Origin of the sequence: Flaviflagellibacter deserti (assembly GCF_042652085.1) — a bacterium.
Classification (GTDB): domain Bacteria; phylum Pseudomonadota; class Alphaproteobacteria; order Rhizobiales; family Methylopilaceae; genus Flaviflagellibacter; species Flaviflagellibacter deserti.
Map to the genome: position 1 here is coordinate 183377 of NZ_JBHSJF010000001.1, position 20203 is coordinate 203579.

Annotated in this window: 22 protein-coding genes and 1 tRNA gene; 11 read left to right on the forward strand and 12 right to left on the reverse strand. The window is 62.7% G+C overall.

The features are described 5' to 3' along the window. Genes ACFPFW_RS00920 through ACFPFW_RS00930 form a run of 3 tightly spaced genes read right to left on the reverse strand, consistent with a single transcriptional unit; the run spans position 1 to position 2125 of the window. Entirely contained in the window at positions 1 to 912 is a 912-nt protein-coding gene (locus ACFPFW_RS00920; RefSeq protein ID WP_162799564.1) for an energy transducer TonB family protein, read from the reverse strand. Positions 913 to 920: 8 nt separating this feature from the next. After that, positions 921 to 1478, reverse strand: a complete 558-nt coding sequence (gene tolR, locus ACFPFW_RS00925; protein WP_114955354.1) for a protein TolR — start codon at positions 1476 to 1478, stop codon at positions 921 to 923. Next, positions 1478 to 2125, reverse strand: coding sequence for a MotA/TolQ/ExbB proton channel family protein (locus ACFPFW_RS00930; RefSeq protein WP_379769024.1), 648 nt, complete (start codon positions 2123 to 2125; stop codon positions 1478 to 1480). The genes tolR and ACFPFW_RS00930 overlap by 1 nt, the downstream gene beginning before the upstream one ends. Before the next feature lie 284 nt (positions 2126 to 2409). Between ACFPFW_RS00930 and ACFPFW_RS00935 the strand changes: the two genes are divergently transcribed. From ACFPFW_RS00935 to ACFPFW_RS00955, 5 genes are all read left to right on the forward strand, one after another. Beyond that, positions 2410 to 4374 carry a CHASE domain-containing protein gene (locus tag ACFPFW_RS00935; RefSeq protein ID WP_162799565.1) on the forward strand — a complete coding sequence of 655 codons (1965 nt, stop codon included), beginning with the start codon at positions 2410 to 2412 and terminating at the stop codon, positions 4372 to 4374. Next, entirely contained in the window at positions 4374 to 4805 is a 432-nt protein-coding gene (locus ACFPFW_RS00940; protein WP_114955357.1) for a response regulator, read from the forward strand. Before ACFPFW_RS00935 ends, ACFPFW_RS00940 begins: the two co-directional genes overlap by 1 nt. Next, positions 4802 to 5869, forward strand: a complete 1068-nt coding sequence (locus tag ACFPFW_RS00945) for a sensor histidine kinase (RefSeq protein ID WP_114955358.1) — start codon at positions 4802 to 4804, stop codon at positions 5867 to 5869. The genes ACFPFW_RS00940 and ACFPFW_RS00945 overlap by 4 nt, the downstream gene beginning before the upstream one ends. Position 5870: 1 nt before the next feature. Next, positions 5871 to 6182 carry a hypothetical protein gene (locus ACFPFW_RS00950; protein ID WP_114955359.1) on the forward strand — a complete coding sequence of 104 codons (312 nt, stop codon included), beginning with the start codon at positions 5871 to 5873 and terminating at the stop codon, positions 6180 to 6182. A gap of 77 nt (positions 6183 to 6259) precedes the next feature. Further along, positions 6260 to 7471, forward strand: a complete 1212-nt coding sequence (locus ACFPFW_RS00955; protein WP_114955360.1) for a lytic murein transglycosylase — start codon at positions 6260 to 6262, stop codon at positions 7469 to 7471. A 96-nt stretch (positions 7472 to 7567) separates the two neighbouring features. Here the strand turns inward: ACFPFW_RS00955 and ACFPFW_RS00960 are convergent, their stop codons facing one another. Genes ACFPFW_RS00960 through epmA form a run of 3 tightly spaced genes read right to left on the reverse strand, consistent with a single transcriptional unit; the run spans position 7568 to position 10043 of the window. Further along, on the reverse strand, positions 7568 to 8608 hold the full coding sequence (locus tag ACFPFW_RS00960) for a lysine-2,3-aminomutase-like protein (protein WP_114955361.1): 1041 nt from the start codon (positions 8606 to 8608) through the stop codon (positions 7568 to 7570). Next, positions 8608 to 8889 (reverse strand): hypothetical protein, encoded by a 282-nt coding sequence (locus ACFPFW_RS00965; RefSeq protein WP_114955362.1) that lies wholly within the window; start codon positions 8887 to 8889, stop codon positions 8608 to 8610. The genes ACFPFW_RS00960 and ACFPFW_RS00965 overlap by 1 nt, the downstream gene beginning before the upstream one ends. Beyond that, positions 8886 to 10043 carry an EF-P lysine aminoacylase EpmA gene (gene epmA, locus ACFPFW_RS00970; protein WP_379769032.1) on the reverse strand — a complete coding sequence of 386 codons (1158 nt, stop codon included), beginning with the start codon at positions 10041 to 10043 and terminating at the stop codon, positions 8886 to 8888. The genes ACFPFW_RS00965 and epmA overlap by 4 nt, the downstream gene beginning before the upstream one ends. 79 nt (positions 10044 to 10122) lie before the next feature. Here epmA and efp point away from each other — a divergent pair, with 79 nt between their 5' ends. Further along, complete coding sequence (gene efp / locus ACFPFW_RS00975; protein ID WP_379769233.1) at positions 10123 to 10692, forward strand: elongation factor P; 570 nt, start codon at positions 10123 to 10125, stop codon at positions 10690 to 10692. Between the two features lie 50 nt (positions 10693 to 10742). On the opposite strand, the gene ACFPFW_RS00980 is transcribed toward efp, so the two are convergent. Continuing rightward, a complete protein-coding gene (locus ACFPFW_RS00980) occupies positions 10743 to 13214 on the reverse strand; it encodes a PAS domain-containing sensor histidine kinase (RefSeq protein WP_114955364.1) in 2472 nt (823 codons plus the stop codon). Positions 13215 to 13400: 186 nt separating this feature from the next. Here ACFPFW_RS00980 and ACFPFW_RS00985 point away from each other — a divergent pair. The 3 genes from ACFPFW_RS00985 (at position 13401) to ACFPFW_RS00995 (ending at position 14652) form a co-directional block, all read left to right on the forward strand. After that, positions 13401 to 13477: transfer RNA gene (locus tag ACFPFW_RS00985), tRNA-His, on the forward strand. A 294-nt stretch (positions 13478 to 13771) separates the two neighbouring features. Beyond that, complete coding sequence (locus ACFPFW_RS00990) at positions 13772 to 14113, forward strand: hypothetical protein (protein WP_114955365.1); 342 nt, start codon at positions 13772 to 13774, stop codon at positions 14111 to 14113. A 2-nt stretch (positions 14114 to 14115) separates the two neighbouring features. Then, complete coding sequence (locus ACFPFW_RS00995) at positions 14116 to 14652, forward strand: DUF6680 family protein (protein WP_114955366.1); 537 nt, start codon at positions 14116 to 14118, stop codon at positions 14650 to 14652. 20 nt (positions 14653 to 14672) lie between these two features. Here ACFPFW_RS00995 and ACFPFW_RS01000 read toward each other — a convergent pair whose 3' ends face one another. After that, on the reverse strand, positions 14673 to 15683 hold the full coding sequence (locus ACFPFW_RS01000; RefSeq protein WP_162799566.1) for a hypothetical protein: 1011 nt from the start codon (positions 15681 to 15683) through the stop codon (positions 14673 to 14675). Positions 15684 to 15908: 225 nt separating this feature from the next. On the opposite strand from ACFPFW_RS01000, the gene ACFPFW_RS01005 reads away from it, so the two are divergent. Beyond that, positions 15909 to 16127, forward strand: coding sequence for a hypothetical protein (locus ACFPFW_RS01005; protein WP_114955368.1), 219 nt, complete (start codon positions 15909 to 15911; stop codon positions 16125 to 16127). A 37-nt stretch (positions 16128 to 16164) separates the two neighbouring features. On the opposite strand, the gene ACFPFW_RS01010 is transcribed toward ACFPFW_RS01005, so the two are convergent. The 3 genes from ACFPFW_RS01010 to ACFPFW_RS01020 all read right to left on the reverse strand — a co-directional run bounded on the left by ACFPFW_RS01010 (position 16165) and on the right by ACFPFW_RS01020 (position 19311). Continuing rightward, complete coding sequence (locus tag ACFPFW_RS01010) at positions 16165 to 16581, reverse strand: hypothetical protein (protein ID WP_114955369.1); 417 nt, start codon at positions 16579 to 16581, stop codon at positions 16165 to 16167. Positions 16582 to 16962: 381 nt separating this feature from the next. After that, complete coding sequence (locus ACFPFW_RS01015; protein ID WP_114955370.1) at positions 16963 to 17823, reverse strand: fumarylacetoacetate hydrolase family protein; 861 nt, start codon at positions 17821 to 17823, stop codon at positions 16963 to 16965. Between the two features lie 114 nt (positions 17824 to 17937). Then, positions 17938 to 19311 carry an NAD-dependent succinate-semialdehyde dehydrogenase gene (locus ACFPFW_RS01020; RefSeq protein WP_114955371.1) on the reverse strand — a complete coding sequence of 458 codons (1374 nt, stop codon included), beginning with the start codon at positions 19309 to 19311 and terminating at the stop codon, positions 17938 to 17940. A 218-nt stretch (positions 19312 to 19529) separates the two neighbouring features. Between ACFPFW_RS01020 and ACFPFW_RS01025 the strand changes: the two genes are divergently transcribed. Beyond that, positions 19530 to 19727 (forward strand): hypothetical protein, encoded by a 198-nt coding sequence (locus ACFPFW_RS01025; RefSeq protein WP_114955372.1) that lies wholly within the window; start codon positions 19530 to 19532, stop codon positions 19725 to 19727. A gap of 44 nt (positions 19728 to 19771) precedes the next feature. Here ACFPFW_RS01025 and ACFPFW_RS01030 read toward each other — a convergent pair whose 3' ends face one another. Then, the gene (locus ACFPFW_RS01030; protein WP_114955373.1) at positions 19772 to 20137 is read right to left on the reverse strand and encodes a hypothetical protein; all 366 of its coding nucleotides are present in this window, start codon (positions 20135 to 20137) and stop codon (positions 19772 to 19774) included. Between the last annotated feature and the right edge of the window lie 66 nt (positions 20138 to 20203).

Below are 20203 nucleotides of genomic sequence, written 5' to 3' on the forward strand. Positions count from 1 at the left end.
TTATTGGAAGCGGATAGCCACGCCGATGCTGAACGAGCGTGGCAGGCTCTCCGGGATCGGAGGAATGTTTGCGCCGGCTACCGCTTGGCGCGCGGCGTTGTCGAGTACCGCACTGCCCGAAGAACCCGAGACTCTCAGACCCGTGACCGCGCCCGACGCGGTGACCGTGAAGGACAGGTTCACGCTGCCGCTCGGACTTCCGGCGGGGCTTCGCTTGTTGCGTTCGATCGCTGCCCGGACTCTTCCGGTGTAGCGCGCGATCTCCGTCGGGCTCGCGCTCGCGCCGCTGCCCGCAATGTCGCTGCGTTGCGTGCTGGTCGCGCCTGCCTGTGTCGCCGCCTGCGGGGGCGGCGTCTTCTTCTTCGGCTTCTGGACCGCCTTTTTCGGCGGCGCTGCCTTGGGAGGTGCGACGATGACGGGTGCGCTCTCGACCTTTGGCGCCTCGACAGGGGGAGTTTCCACGGTCGCCGGATTCGGCGTTGGTTCCGGTGGCAGCGGCTCGGGAGGCGTGGGTTCCGGCGGCGTCGGCTCGGGCGGTAGCGGTTCTGGCGGCGGCTCGTCGACCTTTTCCGGCTCGGGCGGCGTCGGCTCCGGCGGGGTTTCCTCGGTCGTCTCCTCTTCAACCTTCTCCGGCGGGGTCGCGACTTCCGGAGCGCTCTCGGCGCTTTCGCCGGCGTTCTGGCTGGCGGTGGCGAGCGCCGCGGGCGACAGGTCGATCGTGATCATCATGTCGCCGGGCGGTGCGATCTGCTCCTCCGGCTCCCAGTTCAGGAAGCCGATGCCCAGCGAAGCATGCAGCGCCAAGGCCGCGACGAGGCCGACGATGGCCACGCGCCGGTCGGCCGCGTCGGCGGCATCCTGGATCGCCTGCAGCGTCGCCGCGCGGATGGGCTGATGATCGAGCGGTTGCACCGATACGCTCACGGAGTCCGGCTTGCTGCTCCCGGCGCGGCCGGAGTGGGAGCAGCGGGTGCCACCGGTGCGGGAGATGCGGGCGCTTCGGCAGGGGCAGGGGCGCCCGGCGCGGGCGGACCCGGCAACCCCTTCGCGGCTTCGGCGATCAGCGAGACCTTGAGGAAGCCGGCATTCGACACCTGGCCCATGATTTCCATGATCCGGCCATAGGGGATCGTCCGGTCGCCGCGTACCAGGACGACCTGTTCCTTGTCCTCATTGGCGAGCGTGGTCAGCCGCGAGAGCAGGGCCTCGTCATTGGGGATCTCCTCTTCCGCGAGGAAGACCTTGCCGTCCTTGTCGATCGAGACGACCGTCGGCTTCTTCTCCTCGGCGGGCTTGGCCGCCGCTGTCTTCGGAAGCTGGACCGGCACGCCGACCGTCATCATCGGGGCGGCAACCATGAAGATGATCAGGAGAACCAGCATCACGTCGACGAGCGGCGTGACGTTGATGTCGGACACCGGACGGAATTCGCCGTCCTCGGTATCCCAGCCGCTTCCGCCGCCGAGGGACGCGCCCATTATTCAGCCGCCGCGGTACGAGCGTGCAGATGGCCGGAATCACGCGCCAGCCGATTGCCGAGATCGCCGATCACGGCGCTGGTGCGCTGGCCGATGCGGGCGAGGTCGGTCGAGAACTTGTTGTAGGCCATCACCGACGGGATGGCGGCGACCAGGCCGATAGCGGTGGCGAACAGGGCCTCCGCGATGCCTGGGGCGACGACTGCGAGGCTCGTGTCCTGACTCTGCGCGATGGCCGAGAACGAGTTCATGATGCCCCACACCGTGCCGAACAGGCCAATGAACGGGGCGGACGAGCCGATAGTGGCGAGGAAGGGTAAACCGCGTTCCATCTTGCGGAGGCGAGCGACGAGCGCCGCCTTCATCGCACGTTCGATGCGTTCGCGGCGCTCCGAGCGGGACTCCTCCGGATCACGGTCATGCCAGGCTTCGAAGCCGGCAGCGATGACGCTCTGCGGCAGATCGCCTTTGATCTTCTGCAAATTCTCGCCGTTGCGATTAGCGCGCTCGAAACGACCGACCTGGCGCTTCACGCCACCCAGACGCACAATCTTTTCGAAGATGATCGCCCAGCAAACAACGGAAGCTGCCGCCAAGAGAACCATGACGCTCTTGACGATGACATCGGCCTGAAGAAACAAGGCCATGAAAGAGAGATCATGTGCTTCGGTCATTTCGCTCGATCTGTCGAAATATGACTAGGAATATTCGCGCACACTCTCCGCAACGAGGTGGCTGGAAACGGTTCCACCACCCACCAAACTCAAAGTCAACACTTAATCGACCGATTGAAATTAGAACAATTACAATGATGTATTGGCTGAAATCTTCGTACCGGTAGAGCCTGTGGTGCCAAGGCAATGAACTTCCATTTTAAAGCAATGTTTCAACCTCTCGCCTTTCGCGGATGCTTTCTCTAGAAGATCGCTCCATGGCTTCAGTCGAGCTTCCCGTGCGCTTTTCTCGTCTGTCCCCTTCGCGCGCTGGCCTTCCCATCCTCATTCTGATCGCCGGGCTGTTCTGCACGGCGCTGGCGGTCATCCAGCTTCGAAGTCTGGTCCGCGAGGCCGAGCAGGCCAGATTCGCCGCGATCACAGAGGAACGGGCGGGCGCCGTGTCGGACCGCATCGACACCTATGTCGCACTGCTGCGCGGTATGGCGGGGTTCTTCGCGGCATCTGGCGAGGTGACTGCGGGCGAGTTCAAATCCTACTTCGACCGGTTGAGGCTCACCGAGCTTTATCCCGGCGTGCAGGGCATGGGCTACATTGCCCGGGTGCCCCTTGCCGAGCGGGACGTCTTCGCCGCCCGGGTGCGGACATCGATCGATAGTGATTTTCGCATATGGCCGGAGGGCGACCGCGATTTCTACGCGCCGATCGTCTTCCTCCTACCGGAAGACCAGAGGAACCATTCCGCGATCGGCTTCGACATGGCGACGGAGCCGAACCGGCTCGCGGCGATGCAGCAGGCGACCGAGACCACGATCCGGGCGACGACGGCCAAGGTCATGCTCGGGGAGAGAACCAACCAGAATCCACAGCCCGGCTTTCAGATTTTCGTACCGCTTTACGCAACACCGAACGGGGCTGTCCCGGCGACGGTGGAAGAGCGCCGCGCTACCGCAAGCGGCTGGATCTACAGTCCGTTCCGCGCTCCGGAATTGTTCGCCAAGGCATTCGAATTGCGCGGGCGCGAATCCGAAATCGATTACGCGGTCTATGACGGTCCATCGGTTGACGAGGAGAAGCTGCTTTATCGCTCGTCCACCCAGGGCGCTCCCGATGCAGATTATTCGGCGACGAAGACGCTCGACGCTGCAGGCCGGCAGTGGACGATTGTGATGCGCAACACGGACTTCTTCGTCCGCGACAGCAACCGGGCGATCATTCCGTTCATCGCCGCCGGTGGTCTGCTGACGACCTTCATACTTTTCGCGGCCGGCTGGGCGCAGGCGAGCGCGACGCAGGCAGCCGAGAAGGCGCAGGAGCAACTCCACGAGCTCAATCTCAGCCTTGAGGACCGCGTCGAGGAACGCACCGCGCAACTCGAAACCGCGCATGGCGCGCTGGAGAGCCTCAACCGTAATCTGGAGACCATCGTCGCAGTGCGGACGGCCGATCTCCAGGAGGCGAACCAGGAGATCCAGCGCTTCGCCTATATCGTCAGCCACGATCTGAGATCGCCGCTCGTCAACGTCATGGGGTTCACAAGCGAGCTCGACATAGCCCGGACCGAGATCGCGAAGTTCTACAGCGAGGCGGTCGCGAAGAATCCCGAGCTGGAGAACAAGGACGCAAAGAGCGCGATCGAGGTCGACCTGCCGGAATCGATCGAATTCATTCGCTCCTCGACCGCCAAGATGGACCGGCTGATCAATGCGATCCTTCGCCTGTCGCGCGAGGGCCGCCGCGTGCTCTCGCCCGAGCCGCTCAAGATGAACGAACTGCTGCACACCATCAGCCGCTCGATCCAGCACCAGACCGCGGAAGTCGGCGCGACAGTCGAGATCGGGGAGTTGCCGGAGATCGTCAGCGATCGCCTCGCGGTCGAGCAGGTGTTCAGCAATCTCATCGAGAATGCGGTCAAATATCTTGCACCGGACCGTCCGGGCCAGATAAGGGTCCGCGGCGGGGTCGAGGGCGGCATGGTGGCGATCACCGTCGAGGACAATGGGCGTGGCATCGCGCCCGCCGATCATAGCCGCATCTTCGACCTGTTCCGCCGCGCGGGGACACAGGATCGTCCGGGCGAGGGCATCGGCCTCGCCCATGTTCGTGCGCTGGTGCGCCGCCTGGGCGGCAACATCACCGTCAAATCCACGCTTGGGGAAGGGTCAACCTTCCGCGTCACACTGCCGAAAACCTTGAAGGCAACGACAGAGGGGACTGCCTGATGCCCAACCAGAAGCCCGTCACGATCATCATGATCGAAGACGACGAGGGCCATGCCCGCCTGATCGAGCGCAATATCCGCCGCGCCGGGGTGAACAACGAGGTCCGCCATTTCGTCAGCGGCACGGCGGCGCTCGAACACCTGCTTGATACCGGCAACCGCGCGCACGGCCCGTTCCTGGTCCTGCTCGACCTGAACCTGCCGGACATGAGCGGCACCGACATTCTGGCCAAGATCAAGGCGGACGAGCATCTTCGCCGCGCGCCGGTCGTGGTGCTGACGACCACCGACGACAAGGTCGAGATCCAGCGCTGCTACGATCTCGGCTGCAACGTCTACATCACCAAGCCGGTCGACTACGAAACCTTCGCGCAGGCGATCCGCCAGCTCGGTCTGTTCCTCTCCGTGATCCAGGTTCCCGACGCCGAATGAGCGACGACACGGCCAGTCCGGGCGCGGTACCCGGCGGCATCCGGGTTCTCTATGTCGATGACGACGCCGGTCTGCGCCGGTTGGTCGAACGGGCCCTGACGCGGCATGGTTTCGAGGTCGGCTTCGCCTCGAACGGCGACGAGGGGCTGGCCAGGCTTCGCGAGGAACGCTTCGATGTCGTCACGCTGGACCATTTCATGCCCGGCAAGGACGGCCTCGAAACGCTCGAGGAGATCCAGCAGCTTCCGGACGCTCCGCCGGTGATCTACGTCACCGGCGCCGATGAGAGCCGTATCGCGGTGGCGGCGCTCAAAGCCGGAGCGACGGATTATGTGATCAAGGACGTCGAGGGCATCTTCCTCGAACTCCTGCGCAGCGCCGTCCTTCAAGCCGTGCAGCAGCGCCAGCTCCAGCGCGAGAAGGAAGAGGCGGAGCGGCAGGTTCGCCTCGGGCGCGACCGCGCCGAACTGCTGTTGCGGGAGGTTAATCACCGCGTCGCGAACTCGCTGCAGCTCGTTTCGTCTCTCGTCAGCATGCAGACGGCCGCCGTGAGCGACGCCGCGGCGCGCGATGCCCTGACCGAGACGCAAGGGCGCATCGCGGCGATCGGCCAGATCCACCGCCGCCTCTACACCTCCGAAGACGTCCGCTTCGTCGAGGTCGGCACCTATCTGGAAGGTTTGATCGAGGAATTGCGCGGCGCCCTGCAGGGCGACGGGCGGATTCATCAGATCACGGTCGAGGCGGTGCAATTGCTGCTGCCGACCGACCAGGTGGTGTCTCTCGGCATGATCGTCACCGAGCTCGTCACCAACGCCTACAAATACGCCTATCCCGACGGGCGGAGCGGGCCGATCCGGGTCACGCTGAAGACCGGCGAGGGCTGCCACATCCTGTGCGTCGAGGACGAGGGGATCGGCTGGAGCGGGCAGGGCGGCAGCGCGACGGGCACCGGCCTCGGAACCAGGATCATTCATTCCATGGCCCGCGCACTCGGCGGACCCATGGAATTCGACCGCGAGCATCGCGGCACGCGCGTGATGCTCCGCATCGTCCAGTCGTGACATGGCCTATCTGATCCAGATACTCCTGCCGCTCAGCGACAATCACGGCCGCCCGTTCGGCCCCTCCGAATATCAGCGAGTCCGACGCGAACTGCGCGAACGCTGGGGCGGCCTCACCGCCTATACCCGCTCGCCGGCCGAGGGTTCCTGGGCGGATGAGGGCGAAGACTTCACCCATGACGACATCATCGTCTTCGAGGTGATGTCGGAGGTGCTCGACCGGCCATGGTGGCGCGATTACCGGCGCCAGATGGAACAAAGGTTCCGGCAGGATGTGATCGTCGTCCGGGTGCAGATCATCGAGGTTCTCTGACGCATCCGTAGCGACCGGCCTTGACCTCGCCACTCTCCTCCGCAAACTCCCGCGCACTTTCAACGAGGGCGGAAAACATGCAGCGGATTCTGGCGGGCATTCTCACGGCGGCACTGACGATCGGAGCGCCTGCCGTGGCGTTCTCCCAGAACGCGGCCTGCCAGGGCGGCAAGAGCTTCGAAGCCTGGCTCGGCGACGTCAGGAAGGAGGCTCTGGAGCAGGGCATCTCCCAGAAAGCGATCGATGCCGGCCTCGCTGGGGTCACATACGATCAGGCGACCGTGGGCAAGGACCATGGCGGGCAAGGCGTGTTCGCGCAGAACTTCGTGCAGTTCTCGGACCGCATGGCCAACAACAACCGCCTGCAGGCCGGCAAGGCAAAGATCAATTCGCATGCGACGGTCTTCGAGCGAATCAAGGAAGAGTACGGTGTGCCGGCGGGCGTGCTGACGGCGTTCTGGGGTCTCGAAACCGATTTCGGCGGCTTCCTCGGCAGTGGGGACACCGTTCGCTCGGTCGCGACGCTCGCCTATGACTGCAAGCGCCCCGAACTGTTCCGCCCTCAGCTTTTCGCGCTGCTCAAGATCATCGATCGTGGCGACCTGACGCGTGCCGAGATGCGCGGGCCGTTCGCGGGCGAACTCGGCCAGTTCCAGTTCCTGCCGACGCGCTACATCGATTTCGGCGTCGACTTCGACGGCGACGGCCACATCAACCTGATCAAGTCGGATGCCGACGCGCTCGGCTCGGCCGCGAACTACCTCAAGTCGCTCGGCTGGAAAGCCGATGAGCCGTGGCTTGTCGAGGTGAAGGTCTCGCCAAATGTGCCGTGGGATCAGGCGGACCTCTCCACCGAGCATCCGCCGGAGCAGTGGACGCAATGGGGCGTGACGCGCGCTGACGGCAAGCCGATCACCGGTCCGAATTCCTCAATGCTCCTGCCGATGGGCCGCCACGGCCCGGCTTTCCTGGCCTATCCGAACTTCAAGAACGTCTACCTGACGTGGAACCAGTCGCTGACCTATTCGATCACCGCCGCCTATCTCGCGACGAGGCTCGAGGGCGCGGCCCCGATGTCGAAAGGCGACGGCACGCCCGACCTCGACGTCGCCGGCGTGAAGCAGGTGCAGCAGCTCCTGCAGCAGAAGGGCTACGACGTCGGCAAGATCGACGGCATCATCGGTGCGGGTACCCGCGCGGCGATCAAGAAGGAACAGTTGCGGCTGCGTCAGCCGGCCGATTCCTATCCGAGCACGGAGCTGCTTCAGGCCCTTCAGGCGGGGAAATAACCTCATCCTGAGCCGCGAGCGCAGCTCGCGTGTCGAAGGATCGTCGCAAGCTCAGAGTTCCTGACGATCCTTCGACACGGGCGCTTTGCGCCCCGCTCAGGATGAGGCTGAATTAAACGGCGGATACGCATGCCGCCCGCCCCGAAAGTCCTCGACCTCGCCATCGCCGACATAGTCCGGGCCGATCGGCGATTTGCCATGGCCGCCGGGGATGTCGAGCACATAGGTCGGCATGCAGAGGCCCGAGATGTGGCCGCGCAGAGCCCGCATCAGCGCCCGACCTTCCTCGATTGAGACCCGAAAGCGCGCGGTGCCGGGCGCGAGATCCGGATGGTGCAGGTAATATGGGCGCACGCGGCTCTCGACGAAGCCGCGCATCAGTGCCGCCATCGTCTCGGGATCGTCGTTGACGCCCTTCAGTAGCACGGTCTGGCTGACGAGCGGGAACCCCGCATCGGCCAACTGTGACAGCGCCGAGCGAGCGGCCTCGGTCAGTTCGCGCGGATGGTTGGCGTGGACGCCAATGAAGACCGTCCTGGTCGAGCGCAGCGCCCCGATCAGTTCCGCGTCGACCGCCTCGGGATCGGCGATCGGCAGGCGTGTATGTACGCGCACCACCTTCACATGCGGGATCTTGTCGAGCCCGGCCATGATCGCGGCGAGGCGGCGCGGAGCAAGCACGAGGGGATCGCCGCCGGTGAGGATAACCTCCCAGATTTCGGGGTGTGCCGCGATATAGCCGAGCGCCTTCTCCAGCGCCTCTGCCGACATCGTGCCCATGCCTTCCGGCCCGACCATTTCGCGGCGGAAGCAGAAGCGGCAATAGACCGGGCAGACATGGACCGGCTTCAGCAGAACGCGGTCAGGATAGCGGTGGACTACGCCCTCGACGGGGGAATGATCGAGATCGCCGATAGGGTCGGCGCGCTCTTCCGGCAGCGTCACGAGTTCGGCTTCGTCGGGGACGTATTGCCGGGCGAGGGGATCGTTCGGGTCGTTCGGGTCGATCAGCGCCGCGAGGGCGGGCGGAATCGCGACGGCGTAGCGGGCGACGACTTCGTTCAACGCAGGAGCGTGTTCGGCCCGGACGAGGCCGGCCGAGACGAGATCGCGGATGGTTCGAATAGGCGCGTTCATCACCCTGCCATTTCGAACGGGTTGGGGCCTTGCAGAAGCCTCATGACGTAGAGCTCCTTTGCAAAGGTCAGCAATTGAACGAAGTCGTCCACGGGAAGCGAGTCTACGAAGGGAGATTGCGCCAGAAACTCGACATGAACGGTGAAATCTTCCGGTCTTTCGTCATGCGGAACGATGTGAAGCTCACAGACGAACACGTCTCGATAGCTGACCTCGCAAACAAGATGGTCGTCTTCCGGAATGCTGATGAACAGCAGTTTCAGTTGGCTTTCGTCGATCACGGCACCGGCGTCCAGATCACCTGCTCGATACGGCTCGCTCCCGTCGCCAGCATGACCAGCCGGTCGAAGCCGAGCGCGCAGCCGCAGGCTTCCGGCATATGGAACAGGGCGGCGAGAAAATCCTCGTCGATCGGATAGTGTTCGCCATAGACGCGCTCCTTCTCCGCCATCTCAACCTCGAAACGCCGCCGCTGTTCTCCGGCATCGGTGAGTTCGCCGAAGCCGTTCGCGAGCTCGACGCCGCAGATATAGAGCTCGAAACGCTCGGCGACGCGCGGATCGAATTTCAACGGCCGGGCGAGGGCCGCCTCCGCGACGGGATATTCGCACAGGATCGTTGGGCGGCCGATGCCGAGATGCGGCTCGACCTTCTCAACCAGGACGCGGCTGAAGATGTCGGCCCAGACATCGTCGTCGGCCACGCGGATGCCGGCGGCTCTCGCACTCCCCGCGAGATGATCGCGGTCCGTCGCGCCCGATGCCTCGATCGAGGTGAAGAGGTCGATGCCGGCAAAGTGCCGGAACGCGTCGGCGACCGTCACGCGCTCTGGCTCGGCAAGAGCGTCCGCCACGCGATCCCGGAACAGGAAAGTCGAGAGGCCTGTCGTCTCCGCCGCCAGCCGGACGATCTTCGCGCAATCCTCGAACAGGGCCTCGTATGGTTCGCCGGTGCGATACCATTCCAGCATCGTGAACTCGGGATGGTGCAGTGCGCCGCGCTCGCGATTTCGAAAGACGCGGGCGAAATCGAAGATCTTCTCCTCGCCTGCCGCGAGCAGTTTCTTCGCCGCGAATTCAGGAGAGGTGTGGAGATAGAGCGGCCTGCGCCCTTCTCCCTCTCCCCAGCGGGGAGAGGGTCGGGGTGATGAGAAAACATCATCAATACCGGGCTGCCCCTCACCCGGACCGCTTCGCGGCCTCGCCCTCTCTCCGCTGGGGAAAGGGAATACGCCGGGATCCACGATTTCCGTCGCGAAGCCGTGCAGATGCGCCTCGTTGCCCGGCGAGGTCTGCAGCACGCCCGCCTCGATCTCGGTAAAGCCATCGGCCGCGAATTCGGCTCGCAAACGAGCCTTGATCCGGCCGCGCTCCTTCAGGAAGGGGCGACGGTCGGCATGACGGCCTTTGTCCCACCAGGGCGAGGCATCGGTCATCGGGGGTTTCTCACAGCGGAAAAGTGTGCGACACGGGCGCCCGACACGGCGCGCGCTCGCCAAGCAATCATTGAGGACAATCGTGAAGGTTATCGCCAGCTCGCTCCGCAAAGGCAATGTCGTCGACATGGATGGCCGCCTCTACGTCATCCTGACCGCCGAAAACATCCATCCCGGCAAGGGCACGCCGGTCACGCAGCTCGACATGCGCCGCATCTCCGACGGCGTGAAGGTGTCCGAGCGCTACCGCACGACGGAGCAGGTCGAGCGCGCCTTCGTCGAGGACCGTGACTACACCTTTCTCTACCAGGATGGTGAAGGCTTCCACTTCATGAACCCGGAGACCTACGAGCAGACCGCGGTTCCGCCGGATGTCGTCGGCGATGCCGCGCCTTACCTGCAGGAAGGCATGACCGTCATGCTTTCGACCCACAACGGCGTGCCGCTGACAGTCGAACTGCCGCAGCGCGTCACGCTCGAGATCGTCGAGACCGAGCCGGCGATGAAGGGGCAGACGGCCTCCTCGTCCTATAAGCCGGCGATCCTGTCGAACGGCGTCCGCACGGCTGTGCCGCCGCACGTCTCGGCCGGCACCCGTGTAGTCATCCAGACCTCGGACGGCTCCTATGTCGAGCGCGCGAAGGACTGATCGTCCGGTCTTTCGAGAGTTTGGAACAGCCCCGCTTCGGCGGGGCTTTTTCATTCCGCGAGGACGCGGGTCGGCGGGAAGATGACCTCGACCAAGGTGCCGGTCCCGACCGCGCTCTGGATCGCGAAGGTGGCGCGGTTCGCCTCGACCAGCGCCTTAGTCAGCGGCAGGCCGAGCCCGCTGCCGCCCCGGCCGCTTGCGGGCGCGAGCTGGCGGAATGGTTCGAGCGCCGCCGCGATCTCCGCCTCGTTCATGCCGAGGCCGGTATCGCGCACCCTGATCACCGCCTGGCCGAGATCGGTGATCGCGGTCGAGACGATGACCTGGCCGCCGGCGGGCGTGTACTTCACAGCGTTCGAGACGAGATTGAGCGCGATCTGCTTCAGGCTGCGGAGATCGCCGACCACGTTCGGCATTCGTGGCGCGACGCTGGTGCGGATGATCACGCGGTTCTGGTTCGCCTGCGGCTGCATCAGCGAGACGGCACCCGAGACCACTTCATTGAGGTTCACCGAGTTGAACGACAGGTCGAGCTTCCCAGCCTCGATCTTGGCGAGGTCGAGCAGGTCGTTGACCAGGCTGATGATGTGGCTGCCGGACTCGTGGATGTCCTTCAGGTACTCTTTGTAGCGGGCGCCGCCGACGGGGCCGAACCGCTCCTCCATCATCACTTCGGTAAAACCGAGGATTGCATTGAGCGGGGTACGGATTTCGTGGCTGATGCGGGCCAGGAAGTCGGACTTGTGGGCGTTCGCACGCTCCGCCTGTTCCTTGGCAGTGCGTAGTTCCTCTTCCGTCTTCTTGAACTGCGTCAAATCCTTGAGGACGGCGCAGAATTTCGGCTCGCCACCACCAATCCGCCCGAGCGTCATGAACAGCGGGATCGCGCCGCCCTTGCGGGCAACGCCGACGACCTCGCGGCCGTCGTTCAGCACCGAGGCGACGCCGTTCGACTGCAGCCCGTCGAGGTAATCGAGCGCGGCGCGGTGGCTTTCGGCCGAGAAAAGCAGGGTGAAGCTTCGGCCCTCGAGCTCGGCGGCCTCGTAACCAAACAGCGCCTCGGCGCTGCGGTTCGCGGAGGCGATGCGGCCGTTGCGATCAACCACGATGACGCCGTCGGTCGCGGTGTCGAGGATCGAGCGCAGTTCGCGCTCGTTCGCCGTTTCGGCGCCGCCGGAAGGAAGCTGCGGTTCCGGGGTGACGACGAGCAGGCTCGCGGCGGCACCTTCCCAGCGCGTCGTCTTCAGGACGCTCTGGACCGGCTGCACGGTGCCATTGGCCGAGCGGAGATTGAGCTTGCCCGGCGCGTCGGCACGTTCCTCGAACAATCTGTCGAGCCCATGTAGCGCGAGATCCTCGACCGCGGGCATGCCTGCCATTGCGAGGAACGCCTTGTTGGCGAACAGCGGCGTGCCGAGCCGGTGGATGACGATGCCGCTCGGCAATTCGCCGAGGACGCGCAGCGCATCATCGTCGGATGCCGTTGGGGCGGAAGGTTCAGAAGCGGTGGCCTGGTTCGCCGGCTGAGGGGCAGGCCAGGATACCGAAGCCGACGAGATGCGCTTCGCCTCGGCCGGCGGAGAAGGCGTCCCGCGGTCGCCCAGCGCTCGGCCGATCTCCTGGAACGCATTGTGTTCGCTCGGCTTCAACCCCGGTCGGAGCGGCTGGCGGAACGGCAGGATCGGCGAAGGCAGGAGCGGCGGCGGTTCATGGCGCTCCTCGTGCGGCAGGACTTCCTGCTCGGCCCGAACGGTTTCCGTTTCAGCCTGCTCCGGATCGCCGGTCGCTGCCTCAGCCCTGACCTCGATGGCATCGAACTCCTCGCCGCGAATGACGGCGAAGCCGCGGAAACCGAGGAAGGTGCGCTCGCGATCGAACACCGGTAGGCCGGCGAGTTCAGCGGGGACGCGGCGCGTCCGGCCGAGTGGCCAGTCGACGCTGACGCCGCTCCAGGTATCGCGCCGGGTCAGCGCCGAAGCCAGCTTTCCGGCCTTGTCGATATCGAATTCCGAGCAGAGGTCGTTCCAGGTCCGGCCGACCAAAGTCAGGTCATGATCGAGCGCGGCGGCGATCTCGTCGGAGAGCAGAACCAATTGACCGTTCTGGTCCGACTGCCAGACGAAGCGGGACGGAAGGTGGACCGGCTCCGCGCGCACCGCTTCGCTGGCCTCAGGCACCGCTTCGATCTCGTTCGCGACGTCGGCGCTGAACAGCACGGCCGGCCCGCCATCGACGCCCTCGAGCAATTCCGCATGGCAGGGCGAGAGGCTGTTGCTGCCGTTGAGCCGCAGGCTAAGCGGGCTCGGCTGCTCGGTACGGCGGACGAAGGGAAGGACGAGCGCGATCTGATCGCTCAGTGCGGTGCTCATCCCGTCGTGGCCGAACAAAGTCTCGGCGGCGGGATTGGCCCAGATCAGCTCCGCGCTTTCGGCCGACACGGCAAACGCCGGGGCAGTCGAATCCGCGAACGCCGCGATGCGCGGGTGGTCGGCGAGATTTGATATCGTCGGCGCGTCGGTCATCAGGTCCGCGAGCGTTAATGAACCCTTAATTGACTAGAGCATCGCCAAAACAGGGTCCATGCGACGCGGAGCCTACGCACCGGTTGATTCGTTTGAGAGTTAATATCAACAGGGATCGCGATGACGCATCACGGTCTTGCCGTCAGAGACGATTTCTCCTACGTAGACCCCGTCGACCAGACGTGTGCAGCTATAGCTCAGTTGGTTAGAGCACCAGATTGTGGATCTGGGGGTCCCCCGTTCGAGCCGGGGTAGCTGTACCATTTATTCTTAAATATCAATAGCTTAGCGGGTGTGAGCTGCAGCGCTCGGGTTGTCTGTGGCTCCGAGTGTGCTCCAGTGTGCTTTTGCGCCAAAATCTGGGAGTCCGTGTGCCGGAAAACAGAAAAAGCTAAATTTTAACAATGGTTTGTTCTCTAAAGACGAGACATTCCTTGGTCGCACGTTCCGATCCAATTTTTGCACGAAGATGGCTGAGTGTGTTCGACGTGAGCTTGACCTAAGCAGACAACTTAGGCGTTCATTCAGCAACTGGAATGTCGATTCCGAGGCTAAAGATGGACGGCTTCTACAGCGCGTTTTTTACCGGTCTGGCTGGTAACAGCGTAGGTATGTTCGTTTTCAAAAGCGGTGTGATCCTGGGTACTGATATCGGTGGGATGCACTACGACGGCAGCTACCAAGTCGATGAAGCGGCTGGCAACATCACGGGCCGAATCGTTTATGTGATCCCGGCAGGCACGAGTCTCATCACGGGTGTATCAAACACCAATCAGCCCTTGAGAGTCGAATTCCCACTTGAACTACCGCTGCACTTCGCCGACGGGCGTGTTGTCACGATTCAAACGCCTAGCGGCACGATCAATGCACGATTTCAAAAGCTAAGGGATTGGATCTAACCATGACCGCGATGGACGTAGTGAACATCGTCGCGATTATTGTGGGCCCACTCCTAGCGGTGTTGATCACCCGTTGGCGAGATAATCGAAAAGAAAATATCCGCCGTCGTAGTGATATATTGGAAGCCCTTATGAAGACGCGGCCATTGCGTCTGTCATTTGAGCATGTTGGTGCCTTGAATCTGATCCAAATGGAGTTCTTTGGGAAGAGGTCAGTCATAGATGCATACAAGAGGTATCGAGATCATCTGTCCCAGGACTTCCCACAGGGAGATGGCGCCGGGAAGCGCTTCGTGGAAACGAGGGATGATCTATTCGTGGAGCTTATTCACGCGATCGCGTCCGATCTAAACTATAAATTCGATAAGAAGGATATCGAGAAGCTTTCCTACGGTCCGGTTGGCTGGGAGAATGACGAAAGCGCCGTGCGAATGATCCGTACGCTCGCGATCAACGTGCTCACAGGTCAACAACCGCTTCCGGTCAGTATCCGCCCTCCGAATGCTCCGGGACAGATGTTCCCACCTCCGCCCCCCTGACCAATTCGAATCCGGTATTGTCACGGAGCCGAAGTCGCCATTTTCGGGATGCTCGCGACTAGGCCCGTCGGAAGGTCTGGGGCGCCGCCGCCTTTCGTATAACCGGTGTCTTGTGGGGCAAAGATACACGCCGCCGCATAGTTCAGCACCACATCCCTCCGCTCCTCGCTCTTTGCTGCGTCTGCTAACGCAGTAAAGGTCAGAAGTGCATTGTAGCGATGCCGGTTGATGATGGCGTTGTGCTTGTGAGACAGAAAATTACGAGCTGCCAGAAAAAGCATGTAAGCGATAACGCCGAACACAAGCACCTTGCTAATCGCAAGCTGCGCCATTGCGTAAGGGCCCCCATCGGCCAACCAAGGTATCTTGTGTAAGAACGTCGACAGTACGGCAAAAGTGGCGAGGCCGACTGCAACGTAAATGGTCTGCCAGCGCCAAGTCGCTGCGTCAGCATCGTGGCGGTCGCTTTCATCCTTGAAGTACGTCGCTTGCTGAGCAACACCTTGCTCGAGGGCAACCTTCCTGACGTCGGATAGAATCCGGTCCGCCTCCTCGCGCAAGCTTCGGAGATCCTCGGAAGTCTTGGCTGCCAAATCCTTAGACGCTTGCATCGAGCTGCGCGCTTCAGCTTCCAATGCACTGAAATCTCGAAGCCGTGAGGCTCCGTAAGCGATCAGCGGGGCAACTTGATCGAAGGTAGTATCATAAGAGGATTCAAGCTTTGAGATGAGGGAAGTTCTGAGGCTGTAAGGATCTTGCGCTGTCTTAGGGTCAAACGTGACGATCTCTTCGAGCCGACTATAGGTCGCATCCGCGGCAGATTTTAGCTTACTCAGGTGTGTCTCGGAGAGTTCTCCTAAGTATTGCGAGGGAAACTGCCGGAATAATGCAACAAGACGAGAGGCTGGTTCAACCGCTTCCAAAAAGTTGAGAGCTTCACCAAGGCGCTCAAGGCGGGGTAAAGAGGCCACATCAAAGGCCTGGATGCGTTCGAGCGATTGTTGCGTGGGTTCAATATCTTCCTTGGCCATCGTTCCCCCCATTTTATGGGACCATTTCACGGTCGAAAATCTGTGTCGAGTCTCCGCTCTGTTAAGGACCGTCAGTCTGGCCCGGACCCGTCTTTCTTCCCTAGGAACTATGTTCGACAGCTGCGCCTGACGTATTCCATCGGAAACGCAGCGCGACTAAGTATCGCCTCGGCCCGATGAGTTCGGCGGAAATTGTCACCTAGAAAAGACAAGGCAGGAAAGGTAATGAAAGATCATCTTCATATTATAAGTGACCTCCTCTGGGAGGTGTGCACAGAAATAGATTTGCATTATGATGATAAAGATTTTCCGAGTTTAGGCACGATGATGTTCAGAGTCGCCAGCGGTATTGCCGCACTACGCTTAGATGGGATTCCGGTCCCTGAGGTGGCGAACCAGATGTTGGCCAAATACGAACGCGCGGTCGGTACGTTGATGCATTGAATTGGGGGAAGGAGCCTGGCGGCTCCTTCCGCCGACCTTAGCTCTTGATCTGATGAGTCCTGGTACTGACCAGATCGATTAGATCTGTACCAATCATCGTCGCTATGCCGATCAGCTCGGTGAGGGTGAAATCGTGGAAGCCCTTCTCCATCGATGAGGCCGTGATTCGGCTTGTGTTGAGCCTCTCTCCAATTTCCGAGACGTTCGCTTGTTCTAAAGCTCGGTACATTCCGATCTGCACGCCGACGCCGTAGTGAAGCGGGCTAATCGGCTTTTGTTCGCCGAACCTTTTCCGCCCGCCGCGTCGGCGGTTTCCTTCTCCGCGATGAGCTTCTCGACGCTTCATGAGCTTCATCAACGTCGATTCGCTCCGGCCGTACTTCAGGGCGAGGTCGCCATAGGAGAAGTCACCCGTTTCAAAGTCCCGCACGGCCGCATCATGCCATTCAGTCATTACTCTCAGCCTCTCAGTGTGCTCGGAGTGTGCTCGACAAAAGCACACTCAACTGCAGTTTCGCCGTCAATTTTGAGGGCGCCGGGGGCTAAACAACTCAAGAGCTTCTAAGGGGTTTCGTCGTCAGATGTGTCAGATCCCTTAAGATTGTGGATCTGGGGGTCCCCCGTTCGAGCCGGGGTAGCTGTACCATTTTTCCTCAAGCACTTAGCCCGAGGGTCGCGCCGCACAACGGCGGAGACATGGCTGGGCGTGCTCCTCGTGCGCGCCGTATCGACCGAACATTTCTACCGCATCGTGTACGTGCTGATGCTGACGATCGGCGTCAAACTCTGCTGGGACGGCTTCAGCGGCTTCCAATAGCCTCGGCAGACCTCCGCGCTAGGAAGCTTCCGCGACCGGGTTTCTCAGGACGCCAATACCCTCGACTTCCACCTCGACCACGTCGCCTGGCTTCATCCATACCGGCGGCTTGCGCGCGTAGCCCACGCCCGAAGGCGTTCCCGTCGCAATGACGTCGCCGGGTTCCAGCGTAGTGATTTGCGAGAGCAGGGATACGGTCCGAGCGACGCTGAAGATCATGTCAGACGTGTCGCTGTCCTGCATGGTCGTGCCGTTGAGGCGCGTGGAAATCCTCAGGCCGCGCGCGCCCGGGGGCAGGGAGTCCGCCGTTGCGATGACCGGCCCCAACGGCCCCGTTCCATCGAAATTCTTGCCCGCCGTCCACTGGGTCGTCTTGCGCTGGAAGTCACGCACCGAGACGTCGTTCATGATCGTGTAGCCGAAGACGTAGTCGAGTGCCTGCTCTTCGGGCACGTCGTGGGCGGTCTTGCCGATTACGATCGTCAGTTCGCACTCGTAATCGAGCTCCTCCGACACCGTCGGCCGGATGATCGGGGCATTGGGCGCCACTAGCGTCGATTGGAGCCGGATGAAGAGGGATGGATAATCCGGGATCGGATTTCCGCCCTCCTTGGCGTGAAGTGCATAATTCAATCCGAGGCAAAGCACTTTGCCCGGCCGTGGCACGGGCGGCAGGAGTTCGACCGAGGCGAGCGGGATGCCGACTCCCTGGCGCGGCAGGGCCGCCTTGACCTTCGCCAGGAGTTCCGCCCCGGCCTTGATGACGCCGATCATGTCTTCGGGTGCGTCGGAGACGAGATCGCTAAGGGCGAATACGGCGTCGGCCTGGACTACGCCGACTTTCTCTCCGGTTGATGTCCGGTATGTCGCGAAATGCATGGGGCGTTTTTCTCTTTTCGTTTGGGTGCGAGCATAGCCGCCGAGGCGCGGCAATCGTGCGCTGCAGGGAGCGCGGACTGTGGGATGAAGAGGTAGGGAACAAGGTGGGACCGCTCAAACTTGCGCAGGCCCCACCCAGACGGTCTTGATGTTCGTGAATTCCCTGATGCCGAACTCGCCGAGTTCGCGCCCGTAACCGGACTTCTTGATGCCGCCGAACGGGATGCGGGCGTCCGATGCGACCATGCCGTTGATGAAGACCGCGCCGGCCTCGATCTCGTGCGAGAGGACATGCGCGCGAGCGATGTCGCGGGTCCACAGAGCGGCACCGAGGCCGTATTCCGTGTCGTTTGCAACCGCGATCGCGGTGTCGGTGTCCCGGACGCGGACAATCGGCGCCACCGGTCCAAAGATCTCCTCGCGGCATGCCGTCATGTCGCTCTTCACATGATCGAGGAGCGTCGGTGCGTAGAAGGCTCCGGGGCCATCGATCGCCTTGCCGCCGAGCAGCACCGCCGCGCCTTCCGACAGAGACTGTTCCACCTGTTTGTGCAGGCCATCGCGCAGGTCCGCGCGGGCGATCGGACCGATCTGGGTGCTGCGGTCCATCGGATCGCCAACCTTCAGGGCAGCAACCTGCTTCGTCAGCGCGGCGACGAAGGTATCGGCGACGCTTTCGTCGACGATGAAGCGCTTCGCGGCGATGCAGCTCTGTCCGACATTCTGGAAGCGGGCACGCGCGCCGACCTGCGCGGCCAGCTCGATGTCGGCATCGGCCAGCACAATGAAGGGGTCGGTGCCGCCAAGTTCGAGAACCTGTTTCTTGAGATGCTTGCCGGCCTCGGCAGCAACCGCGGCGCCAACCGGCGTCGAGCCGGTCAGCGTGACGGCTGCGATCCGCGGATCGGCGATGAGGGCTGCGACCCGGGACGATTCGACCAGCAGGGATCGAGAAAGTCCGGTCGGCACGCCCGCCTCCTTGAGGACATTCTCGATCGCGAGCGCGCAGCCCGGCACGTTAGAGGCATGCTTCAGCACGGCGCCGTTGCCGGCGGCCATGGCCGGAGCGAAGAACCGGAAGAACTGCCAGAATGGGTAGTTCCACGGCATCACCGCGAGCACGACGCCGAGCGGGTCGAAGACCACGCGGCTTTCCGTTGCGTTGCTCGGCACGATCTCGTCGCAGAGGAAGCGCGGCGCGTGCTCGGCATAGAACTCGCACGTCCAGGCGCACTTTTCGATTTCGCCCTCGGCCTCGACGATCGGCTTGCCCATCTCCTGAGTGATCAGGCGGGCGAGGTCTTCCTTCTTCAGGCGCAGGACTGATGCGACCCGACGCAGCGTCGCCGAGCGAACGGTCAGTTTCTGCCGGCGCCATTCCTTCTGGGCGGCGACGGCCTGGTCGAGAGCCTGGTCGACCCCGGCCGCCGAATGCGTTTCGTATCGCGCCAGTTCAAGACCATTGGCCGGGTTGATCGACACAAACATGAACTCACCTTTCCTTGTTCGCGGCTGAGCCGCGCGCATTCAGGCGATGATAGTTGAACAGGTCGGGGGTGAGGGAGGCCCGCATCGTTCGACGCGGACCTTGTTCCAGCGCGCCCGAACTGGCCCAGCTGTACCATCCTTCCCACACCCTGCGACATTCTACAGCAGCCTCACGTCGAATTATTGACGATTCAGCCTTCGGCTCCGATCTTTGGCGCATGACAACGAATGGATCGCGAATCTTCCACGCTAATGGTCATCGCGTCGTCCTGCGGGACGACGGCAAATGGGAAACTTGGGCGGAACAGGAGAGGGTGGCCGGCCCGTTCGGCACACGAGCCGAAGCGTTCGGCGCCGCCTGGCAGATACAGTCTCGCAAGTTCAAGCGCCAGCAGATGGCGGCGCAGCAGAACTGAGACATGGAAAAGCCCGCCTGGGCGGGCTTTTCGTTTCGGGTGCGTCAGCGGCGCGAGATGCTGACGTCGCCATTGTAGGAATTCACCCAGACCGACAGATCGCGACCGCGATAGTTTTCGCCGCGCACGACCCAGTTCGGGCCGCTCCGGTCAACGTCGTAGATGCGTTCGAGGCCGTTGCGGCGGGCGATCCGGACGGCTTCGCCCCGATCAATGCGAAAGGCCGGGCCTCCTCCATAGTAACGCGGCGGCGGGCCGTAATAGCGCGGCGGGGGAGGTGGCGGCGGGTAATAGCCGTAGTCCGGACCGGCGCCGCCGGGGCCGATATAGATGCCCTGCGCGGAAGCCGTGGTCGCCCCGCCAAACATGACACCGGCACAGACGACGGCCGGTAGGAGCATTTGCTTCATTTACGATTCTCCAGCCCGGCGGTCCGGGCGGGAAAAGTGATACGGAGCGATTATGTTACCGCAAAG

Coding starts and splice junctions, on each gene's coding strand:
- ACFPFW_RS01025 (WP_114955372.1), top strand. CDS start 19,530: ATGACAACGAATGGATCGCGAATCTTCCACGCTAATGGTCATCGCGTC.
- ACFPFW_RS00935 (WP_162799565.1), top strand. CDS start 2,410: ATGGCTTCAGTCGAGCTTCCCGTGCGCTTTTCTCGTCTGTCCCCTTCG.
- ACFPFW_RS01005 (WP_114955368.1), top strand. CDS start 15,909: ATGAAAGATCATCTTCATATTATAAGTGACCTCCTCTGGGAGGTGTGC.
- ACFPFW_RS00990 (WP_114955365.1), top strand. CDS start 13,772: ATGGACGGCTTCTACAGCGCGTTTTTTACCGGTCTGGCTGGTAACAGC.
- ACFPFW_RS00945 (WP_114955358.1), top strand. CDS start 4,802: ATGAGCGACGACACGGCCAGTCCGGGCGCGGTACCCGGCGGCATCCGG.
- ACFPFW_RS01020 (WP_114955371.1), bottom strand. CDS start 19,311: ATGTTTGTGTCGATCAACCCGGCCAATGGTCTTGAACTGGCGCGATAC.
- tolR (WP_114955354.1), bottom strand. CDS start 1,478: ATGGGCGCGTCCCTCGGCGGCGGAAGCGGCTGGGATACCGAGGACGGC.
- ACFPFW_RS00940 (WP_114955357.1), top strand. CDS start 4,374: ATGCCCAACCAGAAGCCCGTCACGATCATCATGATCGAAGACGACGAG.
- ACFPFW_RS01015 (WP_114955370.1), bottom strand. CDS start 17,823: ATGCATTTCGCGACATACCGGACATCAACCGGAGAGAAAGTCGGCGTA.
- ACFPFW_RS01010 (WP_114955369.1), bottom strand. CDS start 16,581: ATGACTGAATGGCATGATGCGGCCGTGCGGGACTTTGAAACGGGTGAC.
- epmA (WP_379769032.1), bottom strand. CDS start 10,043: ATGACCGATGCCTCGCCCTGGTGGGACAAAGGCCGTCATGCCGACCGT.
- ACFPFW_RS01030 (WP_114955373.1), bottom strand. CDS start 20,137: ATGAAGCAAATGCTCCTACCGGCCGTCGTCTGTGCCGGTGTCATGTTT.
- ACFPFW_RS01000 (WP_162799566.1), bottom strand. CDS start 15,683: ATGGCCAAGGAAGATATTGAACCCACGCAACAATCGCTCGAACGCATC.
- ACFPFW_RS00955 (WP_114955360.1), top strand. CDS start 6,260: ATGCAGCGGATTCTGGCGGGCATTCTCACGGCGGCACTGACGATCGGA.
- ACFPFW_RS00930 (WP_379769024.1), bottom strand. CDS start 2,125: ATGGCCTTGTTTCTTCAGGCCGATGTCATCGTCAAGAGCGTCATGGTT.
- ACFPFW_RS00995 (WP_114955366.1), top strand. CDS start 14,116: ATGACCGCGATGGACGTAGTGAACATCGTCGCGATTATTGTGGGCCCA.
- ACFPFW_RS00980 (WP_114955364.1), bottom strand. CDS start 13,214: ATGACCGACGCGCCGACGATATCAAATCTCGCCGACCACCCGCGCATC.
- ACFPFW_RS00960 (WP_114955361.1), bottom strand. CDS start 8,608: ATGAACGCGCCTATTCGAACCATCCGCGATCTCGTCTCGGCCGGCCTC.
- ACFPFW_RS00950 (WP_114955359.1), top strand. CDS start 5,871: ATGGCCTATCTGATCCAGATACTCCTGCCGCTCAGCGACAATCACGGC.